At 45.9% G+C, this 25,521-nt stretch carries 14 protein-coding genes; 4 read left to right on the top strand and 10 right to left on the bottom strand.

Annotated features, from left to right (window positions below; genetic code table 11):
* Positions 1–536 precede the first annotated feature (536 nt).
* The 4 genes from ACRD7P_RS14360 to ACRD7P_RS14345 all read right to left on the bottom strand — a co-directional run bounded on the left by ACRD7P_RS14360 (position 537) and on the right by ACRD7P_RS14345 (position 10,232).
* Complete coding sequence (locus ACRD7P_RS14360; RefSeq protein WP_430908326.1) at positions 537–2,009, bottom strand: fasciclin domain-containing protein; 1,473 nt, start codon at positions 2,007–2,009, stop codon at positions 537–539.
* A 6-nt stretch (positions 2,010–2,015) separates the two neighbouring features.
* A complete protein-coding gene (locus tag ACRD7P_RS14355; protein WP_430908325.1) occupies positions 2,016–2,201 on the bottom strand; it encodes a hypothetical protein in 186 nt (61 codons plus the stop codon).
* Positions 2,202–2,566: 365 nt separating this feature from the next.
* Entirely contained in the window at positions 2,567–3,505 is a 939-nt protein-coding gene (locus ACRD7P_RS14350; protein WP_430908324.1) for a PorP/SprF family type IX secretion system membrane protein, read from the bottom strand.
* Positions 3,506–3,542: 37 nt separating this feature from the next.
* Positions 3,543–10,232, bottom strand: coding sequence for a gliding motility-associated C-terminal domain-containing protein (locus tag ACRD7P_RS14345; protein WP_430908323.1), 6,690 nt, complete (start codon positions 10,230–10,232; stop codon positions 3,543–3,545).
* Between the two features lie 290 nt (positions 10,233–10,522).
* Between ACRD7P_RS14345 and ACRD7P_RS14340 the strand changes: the two genes are divergently transcribed.
* Both ACRD7P_RS14340 and ACRD7P_RS14335 read left to right on the top strand, forming a co-directional pair.
* On the top strand, positions 10,523–10,744 hold the full coding sequence (locus ACRD7P_RS14340; RefSeq protein ID WP_430908322.1) for a hypothetical protein: 222 nt from the start codon (positions 10,523–10,525) through the stop codon (positions 10,742–10,744).
* Positions 10,745–11,051: 307 nt separating this feature from the next.
* A complete protein-coding gene (locus ACRD7P_RS14335; RefSeq protein WP_430908321.1) occupies positions 11,052–11,492 on the top strand; it encodes a nucleoside deaminase in 441 nt (146 codons plus the stop codon).
* Positions 11,493–11,797: 305 nt separating this feature from the next.
* Here the strand turns inward: ACRD7P_RS14335 and ACRD7P_RS14330 are convergent, their stop codons facing one another.
* Positions 11,798–13,333 carry a tetratricopeptide repeat protein gene (locus ACRD7P_RS14330; protein WP_430908320.1) on the bottom strand — a complete coding sequence of 512 codons (1,536 nt, stop codon included), beginning with the start codon at positions 13,331–13,333 and terminating at the stop codon, positions 11,798–11,800.
* 277 nt (positions 13,334–13,610) lie between these two features.
* Positions 13,611–16,328 carry a S8 family serine peptidase gene (locus ACRD7P_RS14325; RefSeq protein ID WP_430908319.1) on the bottom strand — a complete coding sequence of 906 codons (2,718 nt, stop codon included), beginning with the start codon at positions 16,326–16,328 and terminating at the stop codon, positions 13,611–13,613.
* Positions 16,329–16,778: 450 nt separating this feature from the next.
* Here ACRD7P_RS14325 and ACRD7P_RS14320 point away from each other — a divergent pair, with 450 nt between their 5' ends.
* Positions 16,779–20,699: a T9SS type A sorting domain-containing protein gene (locus ACRD7P_RS14320; RefSeq protein ID WP_430908318.1), complete on the top strand. Its 3,921-nt coding sequence runs from the start codon at positions 16,779–16,781 to the stop codon at positions 20,697–20,699.
* 145 nt (positions 20,700–20,844) lie between these two features.
* Here the strand turns inward: ACRD7P_RS14320 and ACRD7P_RS14315 are convergent, their stop codons facing one another.
* Positions 20,845–21,882 (bottom strand): helix-turn-helix domain-containing protein, encoded by a 1,038-nt coding sequence (locus ACRD7P_RS14315; RefSeq protein ID WP_430908317.1) that lies wholly within the window; start codon positions 21,880–21,882, stop codon positions 20,845–20,847.
* Positions 21,883–22,425: 543 nt separating this feature from the next.
* On the bottom strand, positions 22,426–23,757 hold the full coding sequence (locus tag ACRD7P_RS14310) for an MFS transporter (protein WP_430908316.1): 1,332 nt from the start codon (positions 23,755–23,757) through the stop codon (positions 22,426–22,428).
* 273 nt (positions 23,758–24,030) lie between these two features.
* On the opposite strand from ACRD7P_RS14310, the gene ACRD7P_RS14305 reads away from it, so the two are divergent.
* Positions 24,031–24,633 (top strand): hypothetical protein, encoded by a 603-nt coding sequence (locus ACRD7P_RS14305; protein WP_430908315.1) that lies wholly within the window; start codon positions 24,031–24,033, stop codon positions 24,631–24,633.
* A 163-nt stretch (positions 24,634–24,796) separates the two neighbouring features.
* On the opposite strand, the gene ACRD7P_RS14300 is transcribed toward ACRD7P_RS14305, so the two are convergent.
* Together ACRD7P_RS14300 and ACRD7P_RS14295 are read right to left on the bottom strand one after the other, a co-directional pair.
* Entirely contained in the window at positions 24,797–24,925 is a 129-nt protein-coding gene (locus ACRD7P_RS14300; RefSeq protein ID WP_430908314.1) for a hypothetical protein, read from the bottom strand.
* Between the two features lie 99 nt (positions 24,926–25,024).
* Positions 25,025–25,417, bottom strand: coding sequence for a response regulator (locus ACRD7P_RS14295; RefSeq protein WP_430908313.1), 393 nt, complete (start codon positions 25,415–25,417; stop codon positions 25,025–25,027).
* Positions 25,418–25,521: the final 104 nt, after the last annotated feature.

Below are 25,521 nucleotides of genomic sequence, written 5' to 3'. Positions count from 1 at the left end.
TTTAAAAGTACTCCAAATAGTACCATTAAACTTAAAATTGTTGCGTTTCGTCGATCAGTTGTGGTGAAACAAGGGCTGATCGATGTAATGCAATCTTTCTTTAATAGTTGACACATTTTTTGATAAAAAGTCACCGTTGGCCATAAAAAAACAACATATTTTTAATTATTAATGGCCTAATATTAATCTCCGAATAGTGTGGAATTGGTTTGCGAAACCAGGTTGAAACTATTTTCGATCATTTTAAACATATCGATATAGCTTATTATAGTTGGATATGAACTGGAAATCGTAAAATTGAGAAGCTTACCTTGTTGCGATACAAATAAGGTTATTTTGGAAGTTGGAAATTTAGCCGGATTAGAAGAAGAGTTCTCATACCATTTTGAAGTTAAAGTGGTATTTAGATGAGAACTGCAATGGCCAAAGGGATATTTTTATTTAAAAAGCCCGGCAAATTTCTTTGCCGGGCTCTAGTGGTATGGGTAATACTACTAAAAAAACTGTTATGTGTAAAGGAAAAGGCTCCGAACTCTTTATTCGGTCGGCTCTTCTACCACTTCATTAAGTGAATTGATGAAGTCGATCGCTTCCTGAGGAAGCAGTACGGTATCTATAATGTGCGCCACTCCGTTCCTTGCCATAACATCTAAGGCGAGCAACTGGGCATCACTGTTGCCGCTGGTATCTTGCAGTAATACGCTATCCGAACCAAGTTCATCGATTACTTCGATGGTATCGGCTATTTGGGTGTTAATTACGGTTCCGGCCACAACGCTTTCGGAAGTTACCGAACCACTGACTACATGATACAATAAAATATTGGTCAAAAGTGCAATTTCTTCCTCGGTATCAAAGTCGTCCAAAGAGTTATAGTCATCACCTAACAAGTCCAACAAGGCTACAAAAGCGTCATCGGTCGGTGCCAATACGGTAGCTGTTTGAAAATAGGTAAAGTTTGAGGGCGCTTCGTCACCTTCCGCCAAACCGGTGTTGCTGTCATCGACAAATACACTAACCAATTCGGTTTTGATCAGGGCGGCCTCCAATATGCTCAAGGTAGGCTCTGCCACAACGATATCGGCCAAATCGTCCGCTGCCAATTTATCTAGGAACGCTTGTGCGGTCTCTGGCAACAATACTCTGTCGATGACGTGTATGACCCCATTCGAACCTTGTACATCAAGGGCGATACTATTGCTAACCCCGCCCACTGCATCGGTAATCGCTACTGCGGTTTCAGAGGCAGCGGTAATTTCGAGTGAAGCGTCCTCCAATGCGGTAGCAACTTCGCCAACGACTACGGCACTGCTCTCAACACGCTGTGGAACCACATGGTACGCCAAAATGTCCGATAACAGTTGCATTTCCGGACCGTTATCAAAATCGTCAAGCGAGTTGTAATCGTCTCCAAGGAAATCCAAAAGGGCAACAAAGGCATCGTCAGAAGGGGCAAAAACGGTATACCCGAGTTCGTTTCCGTCTTCATCAACATTTTTACTCGACAACAAATCGGCAAACCCTGCTTTGATAACAGCGGCTTCCAATATGGTAAGCCCGTCATTGGCCACGGCCAATTCGGTAATGGTCGGTCGGGTGTCGATCATGGCGGCATCGATTACGGCTTGTGGTAACAATACCTTGTCTATGGTATGGATGATACCGTTGGTAACGATAACATCGGTTTCTACTACTTGCGCTTCGCTACTGGTTTCTTCGCGTTCCGTTTTATCCTGAAGGAAAATACCGCCATCGGTAATGTTTACGGTAAACGACTCTCCCTGTACGGTAGTTACTTCCTGTGCATCGCTCAAAGATGCCGCCGAAGCAGCGGAGCCAACTACATGATACGTCAAAATTGTTGCTAAAAGGTCCGGGCTGACGGCCCCTTCACCTGAAATCATATCTTTTGCACTGGCAAAGCCCAATGCGGCGGCCAAATTTTCGAAGGCTTGGTCGTTAGGTGCGAATACGGTAAACGGACCTGCGCCCGATAGGGTAGCGTCCAAACCGCCCTAGGCGACCACTAAGGCCTGGTAAAGTGCCGTGTTTTGAGATTTTGAGTTAATGGCATTGAATGCATTAAATTCCACTATTTCCGGTTCGGCAAAGACGGAGTCATCGGAATTACAACCGATTGCGGTCAATACGAGTACAAGGGCGACTCCTAGACGTCCCATTGCTGTTCTTACTTTGTTCATACATGTGTTTGATTTAGCTACTTTAGTGTATCGATTGGTGTCGTTCAGAGTGTTATTACAAGGAAAAACCAAGTTTTCCCAGTAAAAAAGCCCAGAAAACATATCGAAAAATCTTAAAATTTCGATAAGAATAGTAAAGTTAAACGATTAACCTATATAAAAATTATATTTTTTTCTTATCGCGAGGTGGCCAGTATGTTATAGCCTCCTCTTTTTTAACAACGGGAAAACACTTCGTCTATCGTATCGCTTCGGTTTATTTTTGATACCGGTCGTTGGTTTCCTTTTCTTGTCGTACTACGCTTAAAAGGGCATAGCTAAAAGGAGTTGGGTAAACGGCCTACTGTTAATAGTACCATTCGACATCAAAAGAATCTTGGGGTAATTACTTTTTTGTATCTCGTTAAAAGTTCATACCTCAAGAACAGCTCGAACGAACCTGCGTTAAAAGCGGTACTTCCCAGTTCGGTCACTTCACGGTCATAGGCAAGACCGAGCATGAGCTGTTCGTTCAACTGAAACCCTACCAATGCGCTCAATGCAGCATCCCAACGATAGGCGGCGCCAATAGAGAACGTTTCGTTGAACAAGGCAGTGGCGGAAAGATCGGCTTGCAAAGGAGCTCCTTGAACTGCTTTTAACAATACGGCCGGTTTCAACTTTACATCTTGGTTCAATTCGAAAATATAACCGGAAATCAAGTACCAGTTCATACGTTCCTGTGCCAGAAAAACGTTGCTTTCCCCGGAATCGTCAAAATGTTCGGTCTGTAGAAAGTTGGGGACGGATAGTCCGGCGTAAAATCGGTCCGTATGGTAATATACCCCGGCACCAAAATTTGGGGAAAACCGTTTGTCAATGTTCGGCTGTGCCGAGGCGTCCGTTCCAGGATTGTAGTTTTGTAGTTGGTTAAAATCGATGTTGAGCAAGTGACCCCCGGCTTTTACGCCAAAGGAGAGCTTACCCGTTTCGGATACGGGCACCGTATAGGAAAAGACCGCATCGAAATAGGTGTCTTGATTGGTGCCGTTTCCGATTTCATCGTTGACGATCGATAGCCCCAGGCCCACTCGCTCCGAAACCGGACTGTGAACGTTCAGCGTCTGCGTAGTTGGGGCACCATCCAAACCGACCCATTGCGATCGGTATAGGGCACCGATACTCAAAACGCCCCTAGATCCTGCATAAGCAGGGTTGACCGCCACGGTATTGTACATGTATTGGGTGTACTGTGCATCTTGCTGGGCCCACAAGCTGGTTGTTGTGGCCATTAACAGTAAAATGCCGATTGCTATTTTTTTCATGGTGCGTTGTTAAGAAAAATTACTGTGTTGGTTTGGTTTAGCGATTGATATAGAGATATCCTGATCGGGTCTTTCCTTTTTCTCCATCTTGATAGTTGATGATGTAAAAGTAAACTCCCACCGGCAAGGCTTCGTTTTGTTGAATGGTCGCTCTTCCATTGGATATCCCATTGAATGCGTTATCGGTATTGTCGTAGGCCGTGGTCTCGAAAACCTTAACGCCCCATCGGTTGTAAATTGTTACGCTGTGGTTCGGGTACGCCTCGATATTGATGATGCGGAAAATACCTCCGTTGGTTCCCGGTGCTACCAGGTCGCTTTCAATTTCGATATCGCAGACCAGGTCGTCCGGCGGCGTACCGCCATTAGAACTACAACCATCCAGCGGGTCCGTGTTGTCGGTAATTTCTTGACCGTCGTTAATACCGTCACCATCGGTATCCGCAATGTTAGGGTCGGTACCCAAGTCCGTTTCTTGTTGGTTGGTGAGCCCATCTTGATCACAATCACTGGTTTCGAGCGGCGTTCCGCCATTGGAGTCGCAGTCGTCCAAAGGATTGGTATTGTCCATGACCTCTTGGCCGTCATCAATGCCATCGCCATCCGTATCGGGGTTTTCAGGGTCGGTCCCCAGCGCAGTCTCTTCATCGGTGGTAAGTCCGTCCTCATCACAGTCGCTTGCACCTAAAGGTGTTCCGTTGATCGAATCGCAGTCATTTAAGGGGTCGGTGCCGTCGTTTGCTTCTTGCCCGTCATCGATTCCATCGCCATCGCTGTCGCCATTGTAAGGATTGGTGCCATTGGCATCTTCTGTACCATTATCTACACCGTCACCATCGCAATCAGCGGCTGCCCATATCGCATTTGTGGCATCGTAAGCGGTATACCCTGCTGGTTGCACTGGGATACAAGGATCCAAGGGGTCGGTATCGGTATCATCCGGAATACCGTCGCCATCGGTATCGGTATTATAAGGATGGGTACCGTTGTTGTCTTCTGTGCCGTTATCGATACCGTCGCCATCACAATCGGCGGCTGCCCATATCGCATTCGTAGCATCGTATCCCTCATATCCTGCCGGTTGTACAGGGATACACGGATCTAGAGGGTCGGTATCCACATCGTCGGGTACTCCGTCTCCATCGGTGTCGTTGTTGTAGGGATCGCTGCCATTGGCATCTTCTGTACCATTATCTACACCGTCACCATCGCAATCGGCGGCTGCCCATATCGTATTCGTGGCATCGTAAGCTGTATACCCTGCCGGCTGCACGGGGATACACGGATCTAGGGGGTCGGTATCCAAATCATCGGGTACTCCGTCGCCATCGCTGTCGCCGTTATATGGATCGCTGCCATTGGCATCTTCTGTACCATTATCTACACCGTCACCATCGCAATCAGCGGCTGCCCATATCGCATTTGTAGCATTGTAAGCTGTATACCCTGCCAGCTGCACGGGGATACAAGGATCTAAGGGGTCGGTATCGGTATCATCCGGAATACCGTCGCCATCGGTGTCGTTGTTGTAGGAATCTGTACCATTGGTATCTTCCGTGCCATTGTCCACATTATCACCATCACAATCGGCCGCTGCCCAAAGGGCATTCGTGCTGTCGTAACCGGTATAGCCTTCCGGTTGCATGGGGATACAAGGATCTAAGGGGTCGGGATCGGTATCATCAGGAATACCGTCGCCATCGGTATCGGTATTGTAAGGATCGGTACCATTGGTGTCTTCGGTGCCGTTATCGATACCGTCACCATCACAATCGGCTGCTGCCCATATCGTATTCGTGGCATCGTATGCTACATATCCTGCCGGTTGTAAGGGGATACACGGATCAAACGGGTCGGTATCCACATCATCGGGCACTCCGTCGCCGTCGGTGTCGTTGTTGTAGGGATCTGTACCATTGGTGTCTTCTGTGCCATTGTTTACATTATCGCCATCGCAATCGGCCGCCGCCCAAATAGTATTTGTTGCCGTATATCCGGTATACCCTTGAGGCTGTACGGGGATACAAGGATCTAATGGGTCGGTATCCACATCATCGGGTACTCCGTCGCCATCGGTGTCGTTGTTATAGGGATCTGTCCCATTATTGTCTTCGGTACCGTTGTTCACACCATCACCATCACAATCGGCCGCTCTCCATATGATATTTGAGGCATCGTATCCGGTATACCCTTGAGGCTGTACGGGGATACAAGGATCTAATGGGTCGGTATCCACATCATCGAGCACTCCGTCGCCATCGGTATCGTTGTTATAGGGGTCGGTACCATTGGTATCCTCCGTACCGTTATCGATGCCATCGTTATCACAATCGGCGGCTGTCCATACCGTATTTGTTGCATCGTAACCGGTATATCCGGGCGGCTGTGCGGGAGTACAGGGATCTAAAGGATCAGTTCCTATACTCACCTCAATACCATTAGTTATTCCATCACCGTCACAGTCGGCATCGGTCCAGGCCATGGAAGGTGTTTCGGTTACGCTTGCCAGTACAAATGCGCAAGGATCAGTAGGGTCCGTAAGATCGGTGTTTACTTCCGTCCCGTCCAATACCCCGTCGCCATCGGAATCGGGGTTGTTGTTATCGGTCCCGGCCAGCGCTTCTTCATCGTTGGTTAGTCCATCGTTGTCGCAATCATTGGTTCCTTGCGGCAGCCAGTATGGGTCACCGTTTGGTTGGCAGGGATCGTTGATGGCAGTGTCGGTTACATCACAAACGTTATCGCCATCGGCGTCCGCGCAAGCAGGTATGGCAATATAAAAAACAGCTGTGTCGCAAATGGCCCCATTACAAACCTGATAATCGATGGTAACCGTTGATGGGTCTTCGCTGGGCAGTGCCGTATAGGTGATCTCCCCTGTCGCTTGGTTTATTGAAATAGTACCTGCCGCCGTTCCGGTAGTCAAATCCGTTATGGTACTGCCTACCAAAAAGTCATCGTTGGTGAGTATGTTAAAGGTTTTGGGTATGCCAACATCGGCAGTGGTAAAGTCATCTACGGCAACGGGCGCATACGGATTGGGGTCCGTTCCGTTCGTATTACCGTCGTTGTCGCAGTCCGCATTGGCCCAAATAGGGTTCGCGGCATCATATCCGATATATCCTGCGGTCTGTGAGGGGTCGCACGGATCTAAAGGATCGTTCCCATTGGCCACTTCGGTACCGTTGGGAACACCGTCGCCATCGCAGTCGCCGCTGTTCCATGTTGCGGAGGGCGTCTCGGTCGCATTGGCCAAATTAAAGTCGCAAAGGTCATTAGGGTCCGTATTGTCCGTGTTGACCTCGGTACCGTCAACTACTCCATCGCCGTCGGAATCAGGATTATAGGGGTCCGTACCGGCCGCTGTCTCTTCATCTGTGCTCAAGCCATCGTTGTCGCAATCGCTTGTTCCCAGTGGTGCTCCACCTACGGAACTACAGTCATCCAAGGGGTCGGTATTGTTACTGTTTACTTCAGTTCCATCATCGATACCGTCACCGTCGGAATCGTTATTATAGGGGTCGGTACCGATATTGATTTCATCGTTGTTGCTCAAACCGTCGCCATCGCAATCGGCTGCTCCCCAGAGAGGGTTAAGATTATCGTATCCGGTATACCCTGCAGTTTGTAATGGGTCACAGGGATCCAAAGGGTCGTTCCCATTGGCAACTTCCGTACCGTTGGCAACTCCGTCGCCATCGCAGTCGGCAGTGTTCCACGCGGCAGTGGGCGTTTCGGTAGCGCTGGTCAACACAAACGCGCATGGATCGTTGGGATCGGTACCGTCGGAATTCAATTCCGTACCATCCTGTACCCCGTCGCCGTCGGAGTCGGGATCGTTAGGGTCGGTACCCGCTGTCGTTTCTTCATTGTTGGTTAGACCGTCGTTATCGCAATCGCTGGTCCCCAATGGGGTTCCTCCTACGGAACTACAATCGTCCAAGGGGTCTGTATTGTCGGTGTTTACTTCCGTACCATCGTCAATGCCGTCGCCATCGGAGTCCGCATTGTCCGGGTCGGTGCCGGCGGTAACCTCTTCATCATTGGTGAGGCCGTCGCCATCACAGTCATTGGTGCCCTGGGCCTGCCATGCAGGGTCCCCGTTCGGTTGGCAAGGGTCGTTTATGGATGTATCGACCACATCGCAAACATTGTCCCCGTCGGCATCCGCACAGGCGGGAATGGTAATGTTCAGGGTAGCGGAATCGCAAATTGTTCCGTTGCAGACTTGATAGTCTATGGTTACGGTAGACGGATTTTCACTAGGGAGGGCGGTATAGGTAATTTCACCAGTGGCCTGATCGATCATTATGGTCCCGCTGGCCGTTCCCGTATTGAGGTCGGTTATGGTGCTCCCTACCAAAAAGTCGTCGTTGGCAAGAATGTTAAAAGTTTTTGGAATACCGACGTCGGCCGTAGTAAAGTCGTCTACAGCTGTTGGGGTGAAGGGGTTGGGGTCGGTCCCGTTTGGATTTCCGTCGCCATCACAATCGGCGGCCGCCCAAATAGCGTAGTTCTCGTCCGTTGCGGTTCGCGTATTGGCTACCGTATAGGAGCATGGGTCCTGTGGATCGGTAGCGTTGGTTATTTCGGTACCGTTCGTTTCGCCATCGCCATCGCAATCCAAGGTATTCCAACTGGGATCCGCATTTGCCGGGTTTTGGTCATTGCTATAGGCACAGGGGTCTTCGGGATCTGTATCGGTAAGGTCAGGGTCTCCGTCCCCATCGTCATCCAAGTTGGCAACGGTAATGGTTTCCGTGGTATCGTCGGTGGAAGCGTTCGAATCTACCTGATCTTGAGAATTTGATACGGTATTGGTTATGCTTATGGTTTTTGTTGGTGCAGCGATGTCATCGGCGACCGCTTCTATCGTTAAGGTCTGACGTTCTCCTTCGGTCATCGTTCCGATTGTCCAATTGGGAGCGGACCAAGTACCTTTGCTAGGGGTAACGGACGAAACGGTCAGCCCCGTGGGCAGCGCATCGGTAATAACCAAATTGGTGACATCATTTATACCCAGGCTTTCAACGGTAATCGTAAATGTTACCGTTTCCCCCTCTGAAAACGTGTTGCTATCGGCTGTTTTGTCCAGTTTGATATCGGGATCACAATAGAATATCGGTATCACATTGGAGTCGTAAAAACAGCCTCCTTTGGAGACCCTTACAAAGTAGTCCCCAATGGCCTGTACAGTATAATTAATGGCATTGGCACCGCCGATCGGCGTTCCATTCTGGTACCATTGGTAGGTGTCGAAAGGTTCGGACAGGGTGATGGTCTCCCCTAAGCATCCTAGACCGCTGATACTATAGTCTACCACGGGAACCGTGTCAAAACCGGAAAAATAACCGCCCAGACCCAGGGCGCCGTCCAGGCCGACAACCCCGACCGCTATTGGGCCCGTGGATTGTACCGAAACGTTTCCGGATAGGTTAGGGACGTAAAAACTCTTCCAAGGAAGGCCTGTGGCCAACTTGGATGGGGGTAAGGTAACGGTACCGGAGCCATCGGTAACGACTATGTTGGCATCTGCGGTAGTGGTGGAGGCCAAAATGGTAAGCCCACCGTTGATGGTGGTACTCGCCAAACTTTCAATATTCGCAATGTTGCTCAGGGAGTTTGGCAACAAACAGTTTACCGGCGCTATAAAATTTAAGCCGTTGGTGGCAGCGCTCGTGTTTCCCGCCAACGCTTGATACGCGTAAACGTTTTTTGAGGTGACTACGGTTAAATTGTTTCCGGCGGAATTTCCGGAGTAATTGGATCCGGGTACGATATAGTACTCTCCTTCGTTGATGGTTGCGCTCGGTGTTGCTGACCCGTTTACAAAAATGTCGGTGCCATTTGCGGTACCGATAATGATGGGAAATTCAAGGACATTGGAACCACCTCCCCTAATGAATACATATTCCCGGCCAACGACATCGATGGGAACGGGTTGGTCTATTCCGGCATCCTGTAGATTGGTTCCCGGTACCAAGCCTACCAGAACGTTACCGTTGCTTATGGCTATGTTTTTGTCCGATTTAATATCGGCGCCCAACCAGCCAAAACGGTTGGCGTTGGTGTCGTTGGCGGTTCCTACGTTGTTCCCTATATTTTCTAGAACAAAACTTTCACCTTGTTGTAAAACGATGGTAATCTCATCGCTGGTAAGGCCCCTGGCGTTTCCCCCTAACCTAAAAGCGCAGTCGGGGTCGTAGTCCGATATGATAACGGTGGTATCGTCCTCGGTGGCCAAGATGCCGAGGGTAGCATTGAAAATACTTCTATTGTGTAATAAGGGTGCTCCTCCCCATTTAAAATGGGTGCCGAGCGCAGCTCTTCCCTTACAGGTAAGCGATGCGCCTTGAGCATTGTTTCTCCCCCTGTAATTTACATAGAATTTTTCCCCTCCCGTAGCTTCAAAACGTAATCCGGCGTTGGTTTGTACCGTTCCTACCTCTGCGTCGGGTAACATGGTGATGCCGTTGTCATTTAGGGGCAAGGTATACGTGAACGGTGTTGCGTTGGAAACCGAAACAGTGGTTAATGGGGTTGCGGATGTTCCCCTGTAGATGTCAACGTTAAATGCAGTGGTTTCCGGAGTTGATAGATAAATTGCCTGTTCGCTCAAATGATTCCCCGTTTGCGTCAATGGCGGCATATAGTGCAGGTCGCTCAACTGCGCGATGGTCTTGAAGGAGAATAGTAAGAAGGCCAGAAGGAATATTTTTTTTAACATGGGTAGCACTGTTTTATCGGTATTCGGCTTAAAACGGAAAGGTAGCCCGAGGGAATAGCCAGCAAAAATAATTGTTGTCTACCACTAGGTTTTTGTGGTCAACCTCTGATAATATGTCTATAGGTACACGATATAAACGTTAACCGATGGGGCGGGGCGAAAGTATGTCGACCGTTTTGTCGAGAGGCCTTTAAAATGACTTTTACTTACAGTACTATCGATATTTCTTATGGGACTGTAGTTAATATTGTTTAACTTTAATGTAATTTTATTAAACAAAATTAGAAACTATGGACTGGATAGTAAAAGCGGAAAACTTTGAGAAAATGAAAATGTCACATATGACTACAAGTGATCGTGTAGCAGCATCTAGAGAGGCCAAAAAAATAGTCCTTGGCATTAACGAAATCTACAAGAAAACAAAAGATTCAAAATTGATGGACGTGATGAAGCGGATTACGGTGAAAAAGAAAAAAATCGACAAACGTTTGAAAGGTAGGTTGGAGGTGTAAGCGGTAAAAAAAGTTAACCTTTTTACAAACCCGCTAAACAATTATTTCAGTTTACAGGGGATGCTTAAAGCAAATACCCCCGCAGGTTGTTATGGGAAGTAAACTCCTCTTTTTTGGCAACGGTAGGTAATGGCCCTAGTTGGTTCACGATTTCGCTGTAATCTTGTTCAGAAAATAGGGCTGGGCAAGAATCCGTTATGGCATTGTAAGAACAATTAGGTAATTCACTGTTCGTTTAAAACAGCCAACACGCTAAAATATAGGCGACTATCAAAGGCTATTACAAAAATTCTCTTAAACAATACCGATGCACGAAAAATTTATGAGGATGGCCATTAAAAAAGCGCAAGAGGGCAAAGCCTCGAAAGAGGGTGGTTCTTTCGGTGCGGTCATCGTTAGGGACGGTGAAATTGTATGTGCCGTGCATAATTTGGTGAGTGGCAATGATGACGTAACACAACACGCGGAATTGTTAGCGATACAGGTAGCCTGTTCCAAAATAGGACGAAAAGCCTTACGGGAATGTGTTTTATATACGAGTTGCGAGCCGTGCATGATGTGCCTCGGTGCGTGCCACTGGGCAAAATTTAATGCAATTTACTACGGTGCCTCCGCTGAAGACGCCCAAAAATACGGTTTTACCTATTCCAAGTCATATTTTGATATGGACGCCAAGTTACGGCGTGCCGAGTTTCATATGGAGCAACTCCTTAGAGAAGCAGCTTTGAAGGTCTGGGAGGAATCCTGATTTGGACAAGAACGCTTACGTACTCAATACCATTGTCGTTCTTTCAAAAAGGAAACCGATTTGCTTGAACATCGCTATCAATATGATGAATTTTTCTTTTTCAATACTTTCAGCTTCCATTTATACAAAAAAAAGGTTTCAATTCGTCTTTGCCGACAACAACTTGCTAAAAACGGCAATCCCAAAATTGTCGTTTTACTTCAAACCATGAAATCGGAAATACGAGAGATCAACTGCAAAAAAAAATGATGGGACAGAAGGTCTACAGAACTTAATTGAAATATTGGATTACCGCTATGGCGGTGTTACGGGAATCTGGTCAAAAAGGATTCCAAGTTTTGTTTGCGTTCCAGACGCAATTTTTTTCGGAGCCGCCATCTTGCGGTCTTTACGCTATTTTCGTTGAGGTTAAGAATGTTACTAATGTCCTTTGTAGAGAAACCTATTTTGATGAGCGACGCTAATTTAAGCTCGGCAGGACCGATTTCGGAATACGTTTCCGTCAGTCTTTTTATAAAGTGGTCGTTGGTCTGTTCAAAAATTAACTGAAACGCCTCCCAGTTCTTTGTGTTTTTAAGACTCGTGTTTACTAGTTGACTTACTTTTTTTATCTGTTGCTTTTTTGGTTTTTTCTGTCTATCCAAAGCCAATAGTTCTTTTCGAATTGTCGCCAACTGACTGTTTTTTTCAACGAGTTTAAGATTGGTAGTAGTCAATTTTTTGTTGGTATTCCCGACCAGGAGGAGCAGGTTATTGTTTTTGGTTTTTTCTTGAAGCTGTTGTTTTCTTAGTTTTTTAAAATACAGGAGCCCCAAGCTTAAAAGGACCAATGTTACCACCACATATACCAAAAAGCCCGTTTTAAAAATGGTCGTTCGTTTTTTGAGCACTTTCTGAACCTGACCGTTCTTATAAATGGTATTAATGGCCTGTATGTTTGCCAAACTTTGTTTGCTGGGAAGTTTGCCTTCTATTTCTTGAACCCTTTTATAATAGAGAAGTGCCGAATCAGGTTGGCTCTTTTTTTCAAATAAACTTGCCTTTTCCAGATATATTTGATGAGAAATTTTAAATGCCGATAATTTTTTGGCAACACTATCCGCCTTATTGTAACCGGCCATAGCCTCTGAAAACTTTCCCATGCGGCTATGGGCTTTTGCAAGATAAAGTTCCGCTTCCGCCATACTGGCCAACTGCCCGAACTTTTGGAATTGAACCCTACAGTCGGCGAATATGGTGAGTGCCCTTTGGTAATTTCCCCGATCAAAATGGACCAGCCCTATATTTCCCAAATTTTGGGCAGCGGCAATGGAGTCTCCAAGTACGGTATTTAGGGCATATGACTTTTTCAAATACTTCATCGCCCGCTCGAGCGAGTCCAACTTCAAATAACTTTCGCCAAGATTATTAAAAATCACGGCATGGTATCTTTTATCGTTGAAGGTTTCCGCTATTTTTAAAGAAGCTGTATACGCCTCAATGGCGTTTTCGTGAACGTCTATGGTATTATAAAGATAGCCGATGCTGTTGTAGACTCCCGACATTTTTTTTAGATCACCTATACTGTCGTAAATGTGAAGGGCCTCTATCAGGTGCGCCATTCCCGTCTCAGGTTTGTTGCTATCGATACTGGAAACTCCCAAAACGTGCGTATTATAGCCTGTTACCGTCGGATCTTTAAGCGTTTTGGAAATTACGAGCGCGTTTTTGGCCAGGGCAACTGCTTCATTTGGTCGGCTCGTTCGTAACGTAATGGCTTTTTTGATCAGCGAATCCTGCAGGCGAAAAGCTTTGCTTTTATTGTTCTGAGCGAGGAGTGGCTGCAATAAAAAAAATACCATTACGCTTACAACCGCTTTTCCACGATTTTGTAAATGGTTTAAAATGTGAAGAATTGCCGCTATCAAAAACAGTTGTTTGAGAAAAAGGTACTAAAATAAAAGCATTTTTGAAGGTGTTTCGGAGAATTGGGGCACTAATTTTATTGTCCGTGAAGCATGGGGTATTTAAAGTCGACCTGGTAATTATTACGTCGCCGTAGTTATTGTCGAGTAAAGAAAAACCGCCATAACCGAAGTTGATGGCGGTCCAAAAAGTAAACCTAACACAATTTTGATCTTATTTTTTAATGAGTTGTTTGGAAATCGTTTTCGATTTGGAAATCACTTTTATTACATATTTCCCTTTTGGAATGTTTCTGATATCCAACATCGTTTGAAAACGATCGGTGTTCGGCTTTACGCTTCGGGAGGCCCGTAATGTACCATTAAAATCAAATAGTTTGATTGTAGTTCCAATTCCTTTTGACCCCTTCAGGGTTACGGTTATCGCATTTTTGTCGGCCGTTGCCGGATTAGGGGACAACGTGACCGAGAGTACGTTGTTTTTCTTGGGGTTACACAATTTTAACCGTTCGCTTGAGATTACGAATTTAAAGGCTCTGGTAGTTTTTATACCCAATCTTGTAGCCGATGGCGTTGCATTGGGTTCCTCGGTCATTATATAACTGATACCGGGTGCGGCCATGAAAGTTTTTGGGCCTTTTTGGAAGGATGTTTTGTTGGGCAGTTTGATTTTTTTGTTACTTCTTACCGTGGCCTCTATGGCAAAGGCGTTTCGGTTGTTTATTTCCCATAGTCTTCCGTTGGCGTTGTCTTCCGAACATACTTCCGTCAACAAAAGGTCCCTTGTCCGAATGGTTTTGATGATTTTGTCGGCGGCGGCGACGGCATCAACAAATCCGTTACCGGATGCGAAGTCGAATCCTTTGCTGAAACGCGGACTATTATTGCCTCTTTGTAATCCCATGATATAGGGGTCGTCCATATCTATTGCCGTGCCGTTCAGGACCTTTCGCATTTCCGCTTGGTCAAACGTGTAGTTGGAAGCCTGTAGTAAAAGTGCCGCAAGGGCGGCAACATTTGGAGCCGCGGCGGAAGTGCCGAAAAAGAAACGATTGGGTATGATATTGTTGGTAAGGCCGCTAACGGTGTTCGACACACCGTCAGGGCCGACAACGTCCGGTTTTTTATTGATTTTGGGTTTACCGTTCGCATTGATCAAATTTCCTTTGTTGTCGAAAAGGAGCCCTATTCCCCCAATGGATGATTTGGTGGTGATGGGGTCAACAAGCGTTTGGCTGGAAAATATGGCACTTGGTGCCCCGGGATAGCTTAGAATGGGGATTTTCGGTACGGGCACACGATCTACCCTTTGACCGTTCGAAATGGTTCCGGCGATGTTGTCGTTCCAGTATATGGCCCCTTCCGGGGTGTTGAACCAGCTTGACGCTCCGACGGTTATTGCAGAGGCGGCGTTGTTATGGCCATAAATGGTAGGCGTATTTTGAAATAGTATTTTGGTATCCTCTTCCAGTATTGTGGCCGAAGAATTGATAACATCGTAACCGATGAACACTCTTTCCGGTAAAGCGCCACCTTGCAAGGTAATCAGGCCAATGCCGATAACGTTGTCGGCGGTAGATTCAAAAGTAAAATTGGTACCGACCCTGGCATCGCCTTTTACATTTGGCTGTGCCAGTTCTAAGATGTTCGAATTGCCGTCAAAGGCCACAATGTTCAAATCATATTTACTTTTTGCGCAGCCCTTGCACCGCGATCCCCAGGGTTCGCTCCACTGTACTTCAATATTCAGTGTACTGGTCCCCTTTTTCAACTGAACCGGTAAAAATGGGCTACCCGTTTCAAAAATATGGAACAAGAGGGTGCCCTGCCCGGGGAAATCTACTTCGGCAGGAGCATAGGCCGACTCGTAAAATTTGAAAATATTCCTTGTTGAACCATCGCCAAAATTACCGGCCGAAGTGAAATATAACACTCCACGATCGGTAACGTTCTCAATTGTTTCACTGATCAAACCTTCTTGATAGACCGAGCTTCGCGTACCCAAAAAAACATCATCCACAATGATGTCGCAACCGGCAGCTGCCAAGTTTTTGATGGCATCGGCGAAAGCCAGGTCGGAACCTACAAAACCGGTGCTGAAAAACAGTTGTGCCTCAGGTGCGATATCATGGATCAATTCTGCCATTCCCCTTCCCTCATCAATGCTCGGTCTTGAAAGACCCTCTAAAATCCCTTCTTCCAAAACGGTTACCGGCCGCTTAAAACCATTGGGATTTTGTGGCCCGGGCAAATCACCGTTCTTGATTCCTTTGCGTGCATTGCCGAGCAAATCAAAAGAACTGGAGATGATGCCAATTTTAACATTTTTACCGGATACTTTTAATCGTTTTTGTATTTGATCGGCTTTCATGGCTACGCTCCCCTGATTGTTGGCAACGCCAAATCCGGTGAAATCCTTGAAATCGGTTCTACGTCCACCATAGGGAACGTAACCATCCTCTGGATGGGACCGGGTCGTATTGGTGAGTAAGCGCGTGACCGGGATTACCGCACTTACTTCTTCCAATGTGTATAACCTTTCAAGAGAGTCGATAGGTATCCGACCGAGAAGGATTTTATCATGTTGACTTCTGGTTACAAACCCCAAGGCCTTCAATGCTGCCGCGAAAGCATCGGGGTTTTGATTATCGCTGGTATATACCTCCAGCATGATGTTATTGTTCCTAATTACATAGTTTTCGGACCCGTTTTTTTCGTTTTGGATTTTCGTTATCCATTCTTTTTGATTGTTCCTGTTTTTCGATAAAAACGCGCTAATGCGGCTCTTTATATCCATTTTGTTCTGAATGGGTGCGCCAAAAATCTTAGCATCGATGGAAGCTTCCTTAAATGGCTCCTTTTCTTGGCACCATAAGGTTTGGGTAATTCCCAGTATCAGCATTGAAATGAGATAGCGTAGTCGTGTTTTCATTTTTTCCGTTTTAAGTTTCGCGATTGGCAAGTAACGTGATCGCCAATGAAAATCCATAAGACCGATACAGCAAAAAGTAACCGAAAAGTCAGCAAAAAGTTAGCAGCGGGCACTAAGCAATTGATTTGAAGTCTTTTGTTGTGCACAAAGGTGTGGAAACCGAGTAATGTAAAAGTGACGTTTCAGGTGCAGCCACATCGCTAAACGTTCGGATGATGTGATAAGGTGTTTTTTTTGAAAAAAGATGTACTGTTATTGCTTTAAAAAAAAGGAATCCACTTTCGATAAATTGACATTTTTAATTATCCGTATTTGCGAATTCATATATTTTTTAACGCTTTTTTTTGAAAATTTACTATCAAGAAGTATAAAAATTATTAAATCAATATTTATGAAAAAACTCTTTGCCAAAGTGTATTAGCAACAACCTCAACCAATAAAAAAAGAATGATGAACAAAATCTTACAATCGGTATTTTTATTTTCAATGATAGTAACTTCCTTTTTGGCGCATGCACAATGGGAACAGATGAGCAATGGTGGAGGCGGTGCCTTTCAGGACATTCACTTCGACCAGAACAAACCGGGTAGAATTTGGGTGTGTAGCGATGTAGACGGAATTTTTACCTCCGACAATTGGGGGGACGATGATTTTGTCAGTAGATCAAATACGTCCAAACATGCCTTTTCCTTTACCGTTGAAACGCGTAAGGGATTCGACAAAATTTTTAGCGGTACCATTTATGGTGCCCAGGTTACCACTTATGGCGCGAACAATGAGCCCGGCGAGTGGTCGTTTATCGAGGAGAGTCGCGGTATGCCCTCCGGAACCATTGCCATAAGCGGCCCAGGTGTTTCGGGCAACAACAGGGTTGTCGTTATCGCTCCCGCATGGCATAATAAAGACGGTGTCATCAAAAAGAGCGGGAATACCCCGGAACCGTTCGAGCCCGATGGATCGAGAGAAATCCTTATTTCTAGGGATGGGGGCAATTCTTTCGCTTCTTATTCCTATGAAACGGAACAGGGTTATCGACAAGTGTACAATGCCGCAGTGGCCGATGATGGCACCATTTACTTGGGCGCCTCGGCAGGAGTTTATGTAGGTAACTGGAACGGCAGTAGCTACGAATTTGAACGAAAGGACAATCCCTTGGGTATCGGCGCGTCCGACGGGGTGACCAGCACGAACAAAAACGCCGGATGTACCGGTTTAAGTTTAAGCCCCGATGGGACAAGGATTTTTGCCTCCTACCATATGGGAGAAGAAGTTATCGACCCGGAGACCGGCGGCACACAAAGAACGTTTGACGTATTCAGTGTAAAAACCTCCGATCTTAAAAACACATCGTTTGCGCGGAACAAGTGGGTCAACATTTCGGGAGGCCTTCGAAACAATAATGTATTCGACATTGCAGAGTTTTCCCCATGGCACGAACCCGTTATCAACACCTGGAACTCCAGTGGGAACAGTTTTGAGCTTTTGTTGGGTATTGCCAATAACGCGGGCAACAATGCGGCAAGGCAAGGGCTATGGAGGGGAAACATCTCCTTTACCGCGAACGGAAATGGTCTGGTAAGTCAGGAATGGACAAAAATTTGCGATCAGAACAACAATAAGGTGAAGGATGGTGCCGGCTCGCAAGAAGTAGAATTTGATTTTGACATTGGCTGGGAAGATAGGGCATTGATCGTACGTAGTTATGAGGTTACGCCGCAAGTGGGAGGTTTTAATCAACAGCGGATCGCGTTGACCGGTGGCCAGAACTTTTTTATTGGGAAAAATATTCGGAACGGAGCCGCCGGCTTTCCCTATTCGGAAGATAGTTGGAAAGCGATCTACACCAAAAGGGTCGATGATAATCCAGGCGATGCTTTAGATACCTATGAAGACAAGGGTGTTACCAATGTAGTGGTATACAATGTAAAACAATTGGGGAATTATATGGTTCAGGCCACCGCGGACAACGGTATTATAGAATCGATAGACAATGGAAGATCTTGGAACAAAAACGTAGGTCCGATCATTCCCGAAGAACCGGGAAAAAGGGCAGGGAAGTCCGATAATTCCTCTGGTGTGGGCATTCTTACTTTTGGAAACGCACGCAATCCGATCCTTATTGCCGATGGTAGGGCGGGATCTTTCGGAATTCCAAAACCGGAAAATGGAACGCTCTTTGCCTACGAATTCAACTCGCGTGAAATTACGGAGTTTACCAAAGAGGAAGATTGGAAAAAGATTGGTGGGGGCAACCGGTTTTCAAAACCGAACGATGCCGGCAACCGTGGGCTGCCGGGAGCACTTTTGAGAAGTGTCGTACAGGCCACGAACACCCGTGAAAGGGTATACATTTCCCTTCAGGGAAAAAAACGGGTCGTAAAGGATCCGGTTACCGATGAACTTATCAGGGACGAGGACGGTGTACCCATTGTGGCACCCAATAGTGTTCGGGCGGGAATTTACGTAACGGACAACATTAGCAGCTTTATCGGCTCCAATACGGATTGGAGAAAAATTACCCCGGATACCGATGCGTATGACATTGAAGACTATCAGGAACTATACGCCGATCCCGTGGACGATGACGTTATTTGGGCAAGAGGTAGAAAAGGCGGCACTTCTTTCATTAAAGGGACACGTCAACCGAACGGCGACTATATATTTGAAGCTGCGGACTTTAAGGTACGGGCCGGTTTAAACGGAAACGACATTGTTCGGAATTCGACATTTGTTCCCGATGATCTGGCCGTTTTTTTAGGGCCCGACGGTAAAACATGGGGGTTGGCCTCATTGTCGACCAGTACTCGAGAGGATACCAGGGTATTGATCAATCGCAATCTGGCCGAAGACTGGAATACTTCAGAAAGTTGGATCGATACCGGGATCAATACCCGTGTAGCCATCGATACTTTTACCAGTGTTCCTACGAACTGGGTAGACGGATTTACCTCAATAGGGTTTGCCACCATTGCCGCTGTCGACAACACCATTATCGTAAGTCTTGGCGCACCGCAGCAGCGCAAGGGCCTAGGTGTTTTCAAGGGTGAAATAATACCGGTCGAAAACGATTCGATCAACATTGAATGGACCGATTGGACAGGTAATATGTTCAATACCCGATTTGGTGAAGCGAACATCACTACCGATGGGAACAAAACCTATTTGACCGCCGCGACGCGTGGTATGGGGGTATGGCGCCGGGAAATCGGGGGAGTCGATGTTCCCGTAGATCCAGACCCGCCGACAAATGGTGCCATTACACATTTGAAATTTACCTCCAAGGGGGCTTTAACGGCGGAAAAGGCACCGCGTATCAGGGAAATCGAATGGTTCGATGGTGCCACTGTTTTCCCGGGTACCAAACTTACCAACGGTTCGGGTTCCGTAACCGCTTCGGCAAACCAAGGGAACGCATATAGGGTATACGACGGTATCCTTAACGGAGCTTGGGGCATCAGTGCCACCGAGGAAGCCGAAATCATACTGGAGTTGGAGAACCCGATCAATGAGAATCCAAAAGGTCTCGATATTACCGTAAATGCGAGGGACAGGAATTTAAAGGGTTTTGTTTGTTGGTCTTCCACCGATGGCGTCAATTTTACGAAATTCTATGAGATTTCAGATTTGACCTTAGCCGACTATGATGGAAAAAGTACCACCTTTACTTTTGGTGATCTACCTCCGGATCCCGAACCTAGTGCAGGTTTCAGCCATTTAAGATTTGTAGCTACCGGGAGTGTTGGCGAGTTGCCCCGTCTTAAGGAACTGACTTGGTTCGTTGACGGTGAGGCATATCCGAAGACCAAGGTGACCTCCGAAACGGCCGATAGGGTTACTGACGACAACAACCTTTCCAACAATCCTTTTAGGATATATGACGGGCTTACCAATGGCGGTGTTCCCATCGATAATTTTCCACAGTCGTTTACGGTAGCTTTGGAGGAAAATACCCCTAGCGTTCCCACAAGTCTGGAAATAAACGTGAATGCGATCAACCGAAATTTCAGTGGTTTTGAATGTTGGGGATCTTCCGACGGCGTAACCTTTGAAAAGTTCTATGAAATATCGGGATTGACTACGGACGATTATGCCGCCAAAGCGACCACGTTCGATCTGCTATCGGGAAATGCGATAAGGGCCAACGTATCGTCACTGCCGGAAGTGGGCGAAAACGCTTTCAGTATTTTTCCGAACCCGAGTACATCCGTTGTGAATTTCAATAGAAAGGTATCCGTTGTCATTTACAATATTTTGGGTGCCAAAATCAAGACATATGATGCGGTGGACCAAATAGATGTATCCCAGTTTCGATCCGGTGTGTACCTTATAAGAAGTAACGATGGTCAAACATCAAAGCTCATCGTGAACTAGAACCTACCTCATGTTGCACTACGGCCGAGTACAAGGTCGTTGGTAAGGCTCCGGCATTATTGCCGGGGCCTTCTTTTTTTGTGTAGGGAAACAAAGGTGCGGCCGACCTTGCCCAAAAATGGTCGTAAGTGTAAATCGTTCGATCTTAAAGCGTACCTCCATCCTTTTTTTTCACATTTGCCCTAAAGTCCGAAGGTGTCATCGAAAATCGCTCAAAGAAAATTTTGGAGAGGTAACTTTTGGAATTTAAGCCCACCATATAGGTTATTTCGGATATGGAATAATCCGACTCCGTCAGAAGCTTTTTGATCATGAGCAATCGTTCATTCTGAATAAATTCATTAACGGACATGCCGTAAATGGACCTGAAACCGTTTTGGAGGATATTGCTGCTCAAACCGAACTTTTGGGCGAGTCCCTGTACGGTCGGTATACTTTCCAGGTTCTCACGGATGAACATTCCGGTCTGTTTGATAAAGCGGGTTTGGTTCTGCCGAAAAATACTGCGCTTGTCGGGTTTTTTGGTATCGTCCAAATACTGTTCCAGAAAGCTTGTAAAAATCTCGTAAGCTTTTGCCTCCAAATACAGATAACCGTTCATTCCGGCCAATCTACAGTTTTTAAATTCCTCGATCATTACACCAATATCGTAACTGTAGGGTCCTTTGTATGAGAAGGGAATTACACCGTTCAGATCTCTGAAAAGGCTGGCAAGCTCGATATCCATGTCCTCGGTAAAATCCATGATACGGTTTTCAAAGCGCTTTCTATTGACCTCAATGGAGAACAGGTCGCACGACACCCCGGCGGGAATCATAAAATGATGGTTGTTTTCGCGAGTACTGGATACAATGATTACTTCGGAAAAATTGATATCGGTATAGGCACTGGAATTTTCAAGTTTATGATTGTAAATATCACCGGCATTGAAAATAAGTTTGAGCGGATGAACAGCTCCCTTTTCCAATTGAAAATAAAAGTCCTTCGCCAGTTTGTAATTGGTATGTACCACGCCAAAACCATCTTTGAAGGCGTAAGATTTTACAAAACCCTCCCCAAACGCTTTGGGCAGTTCTAAAACATATTCATACTTGTTGTCCCGATAGTCTACCTCTAAGGCATTGGCCATTGATACTACAACGGAATGGGGACTGGTGTCGGTAACCGAAAGCTTTTTTTTCATACCCATTGCTTTAAGTGTTAAAAATACGCTTACCCGATGGTAAATAGGCACTTATCAAATGGAACAAAACGTACTCAGCAGGATAAAAATACATTTTATTTTGATAAGATGGAACAAAGGATAAAAGCCCGATCATGACAATCGGGCTTTCTGCTGAGTAGGTTTCGAAAAACAGTGTTTTCGAACATACGACATCAAAATAAAGCATTGGGCTTTGACCACTTTAATGCAAGAGATTCAATCATTGACTCATTTAAATTGGAAAATGGTCGATCGTAACTTGGATGTTGGATTATGATGTAGTGATAATCGAAAGGTATGCGGGAAAGGTCCTAAGCGGTATATTGGTAGCGTTCCCTATCCTTTCGAAAAGGAGAACATCCGTTAGTGCAGAACAGGGGTTTCTTAAGTGGAACCCACGTTGTTTAAAGCCCCACGGTAAAACCGAACCTCTTAAGTTAACGGGCTGTTGATTTTCTTGTGCCATGAAGGTAAGGTTGCCCATTTTCCGTAAAATAGGTTAAACCCCTTATATACTTGCTATTATGCCCCCTGTAAGCGATGAAGCTTGGCGTATCGGTAACGCTGAAAGAGCATTAATATGGCGATGATCAAAAAAATACAGGCCCCCATAAAAAATACGGCCGTCGTTATGGTTTCAAAAAGTGTTCCTCCAATGATCAGCCCTAGCATACTCGCAAAACTACCCATTGATGTTCCGTACCCCTGTATGGATCCTTGTGTTTTTTGAGTGCCAATACCGGCCAATAATGTTAGGAAACTGGGCCACATTAATCCGTTGCCCAAGGAAAGCAGGGTATTGGCGATATAAAGTACGGTGGTATCTGGTTTGGACAATAAAAAGAAGCTCACCATCAATAGCGACGCACCGAGCAGCACCAAGGTTTCGCTGGACATTTTTTTGGATACCGCGCTCAGCAACGGCCCCTGTACCAAAATCATGATACCGCTGGAATAGGCGAGGAAAATACCGAGGTCTATGGCGGACCAGCCCAAAATGCTGTTGGCATAAATGGGGAGCCCTGCGTAAAAAAGACTGAAACCGAAAAAGGTGAGAAAGTAAACGAGGTAGAGCAGGGGTACCCCATCGATTTTTAATACCCGCAACCAGCCGTTCCCGTTTTCCGATTGCAGGGTCTCGCTTCCCTCGGTAAAACAGTCCTTATGTTCGACCTGAAAAAAGCGACGTACGTTTTTTATGGATACACCACCCGTATCTACGATACAGGGCACACTTTCCCGTAACCTAAAATTGATGACAAAAATGGCGATCAAGGAAATTATTGCGGCTAAAATTAACGGCAAAACCTCCCCCATAAGGGTACTGGCCAACAAGCCGGCAAAAGCGGGGCCGATGACGAACCCTAAACTGGTGGAGGCGCCCATACGCCCAAAATTCCGGTTTCGGTCTTCATCCGTGGAAATGTCGGACATATAGGCGTTGGCTACCGAAACGTTGCCTCCGGTAAACCCATCAAAAATACGTGCCAGAAAAATAATGATCAGGGGCAAGGTCATCATATAACTGCCGGTCAATGTGGTGTTTTGTTCCCAAAGCGTGGTCTCCGGCAATAAAAAGGCCAGCAAAAAAAGCAACCACGCCAAAAAAGTACCGGTTTGGGAGATGATCAGCACCTTTTTACGTCCGATCTTGTCCGACAACCGCCCGAGTATGGGCGCGCCGATAAACTGGAAAAAAGGATAGGTGGCGCCCAATATTCCATAAACAAAGCCGTTGCCCCCAAAATCCGTTACAATAAAGATCAATATGGGAATGACCAAACTGTACCCTAATATTCCGATAAAATTTACCAATAGGATCGGGAATATTTTGGAGGTGAAAAAGGAGGTCAAACCATGGTGTTTAAAGATTGTTTTAATATAGCTAAAAAAGAGGCCCCGTATTTTAAAAAGAACGTTAAAATGGAAGTCGGTGCATAGGGGAGAACAAGGTTGTGGGCATTTAGCGAAGTACCTTTTTAAATCAATAGTTGGCATTTACGCTAATATCCTTATCCGTCTTTGAAGGATTCAAACAAAAAACCGTCAAAATCGGTTTGGAAAAAGATGAAAATGAATTATGATTTTGTGTTAATTTCCCTGCTTTTTCGAGATAAAACCAAAACCATGTCCAACCAAACACCGCCCATCAAAAAAGCTGTTATCGTATTCCTCGTTTCCCTATGTTGGATTGGGGTAAACGCGCAATTTATTAAAGAGCGTAGGCTCAACGCCAAAATCGGATATGGCCTTAGTTTTGCGGAAAATTCGGTCGACGATGCCTTTTCGGACGGACTCTATTTACAGGGGGAATACGTTTTAAAGGTAACCTCATGGGTCGCGTTCAAACCGTATGGCGGGTTACTGCTCACCTCCAAAAAAGGCAAAACCTTTGATGACGCCCCGACCAATGAAGTAGCAAGTTCAAAAGCGCTTCTTTTGGGCGGTAAAATACGCGTTCGGGCGCCCATACCCTATGTGGCCCCCTATTTTGAAATTGGTATAGGCACTTCCATTGGCAGGTTCGAAACATTGAACGCTGTTGATGCCATTCGTAAAAATGGCGTTATCTACCATGTTCCGTTTTCAATAGGTGTGGAACTTGGCCGTAGAAATACCGTTGATTTTGGCTTCACCTATTACGTGCAACCATCGGTGGGGCAAATAGCCGGTGCTATGGCAATAGGGGTATCGATCCCATTGGCGAGGAGCAACAAAAACAACGAATAGTCCTATTTTCTGTAGTACCAAATTTTCAATAGGGGCTACAAACGGGATACAAGTTCCTTTTGGATGGTGGTTTCCGTATAACTTTTAGTTTTTTCAAACCGATGCCCTTCATATACGTATAGCCATAGTTGCTATGGTGTTTGGCCAATTGCCCTGTTAACGGCTATTCGCCTGACAATACCTTCTTCAATAGCGCTGTATTTCTGGGTTTTCTAAAAAAATCGTAAAGAAGCGGATAGCTTTTGACCTGCTCCCAATCCAAAGTGTCGATGGGCGAGCTTAACAGGTACATACGCTACTGCGCTGCTTTTTTCATCTTTTTTTACCATTTAGGCCTGTACCCTAGTATCGATTTTGATGCGATACCCGGAAGCGGTACAAAAGAGCTAGCTTACGATGCGTAAGAAGTATTAAAGATTTGCGATAAAGCGGCTTTCTGAAGTGGTTTTGGCAGATAATCGTTTACATATTGGGGAAAGCTACCGGCCAATTCCCTATCCTCCGTAGCAGTGCTGGCACTTACGATCACAACGTCGATGGATTCGGAAAGTTTTTCGAGTACCATGAACTCCAAAAACTCAAACCCTGTCATTACGGGCATATTGATGTCCAAGAGTACCAATGCACGTTTTTTGTGCCAGTTTTTGAACCGTAGGTCGTCCAAGGCCTTTTCGGGATCGGTAAAGGATCTGATGTCCTGTTCGATCCCAATATTTCGAAGGGTAATCTCGTGAAAAAGGTTGACCATCGGCATATCGTCCACCAGGTAGATTGTGTCGTACATAAAATGAGGTTTATAAGTTGTTGATAGAAAGGTATTCCGAAGTGAAGTTGAAACGAAAAAAATGTTGTGAATGCCTTTTATTATATTGCGAAAAACACTACAAA

The sequence above is a fragment of the Maribacter sp. 2-571 genome (assembly GCF_050589625.1).
GTDB lineage: Bacteria > Bacteroidota > Bacteroidia > Flavobacteriales > Flavobacteriaceae > Pelagihabitans.
This window is presented reverse-complemented; position numbering and strand designations above follow the sequence as displayed.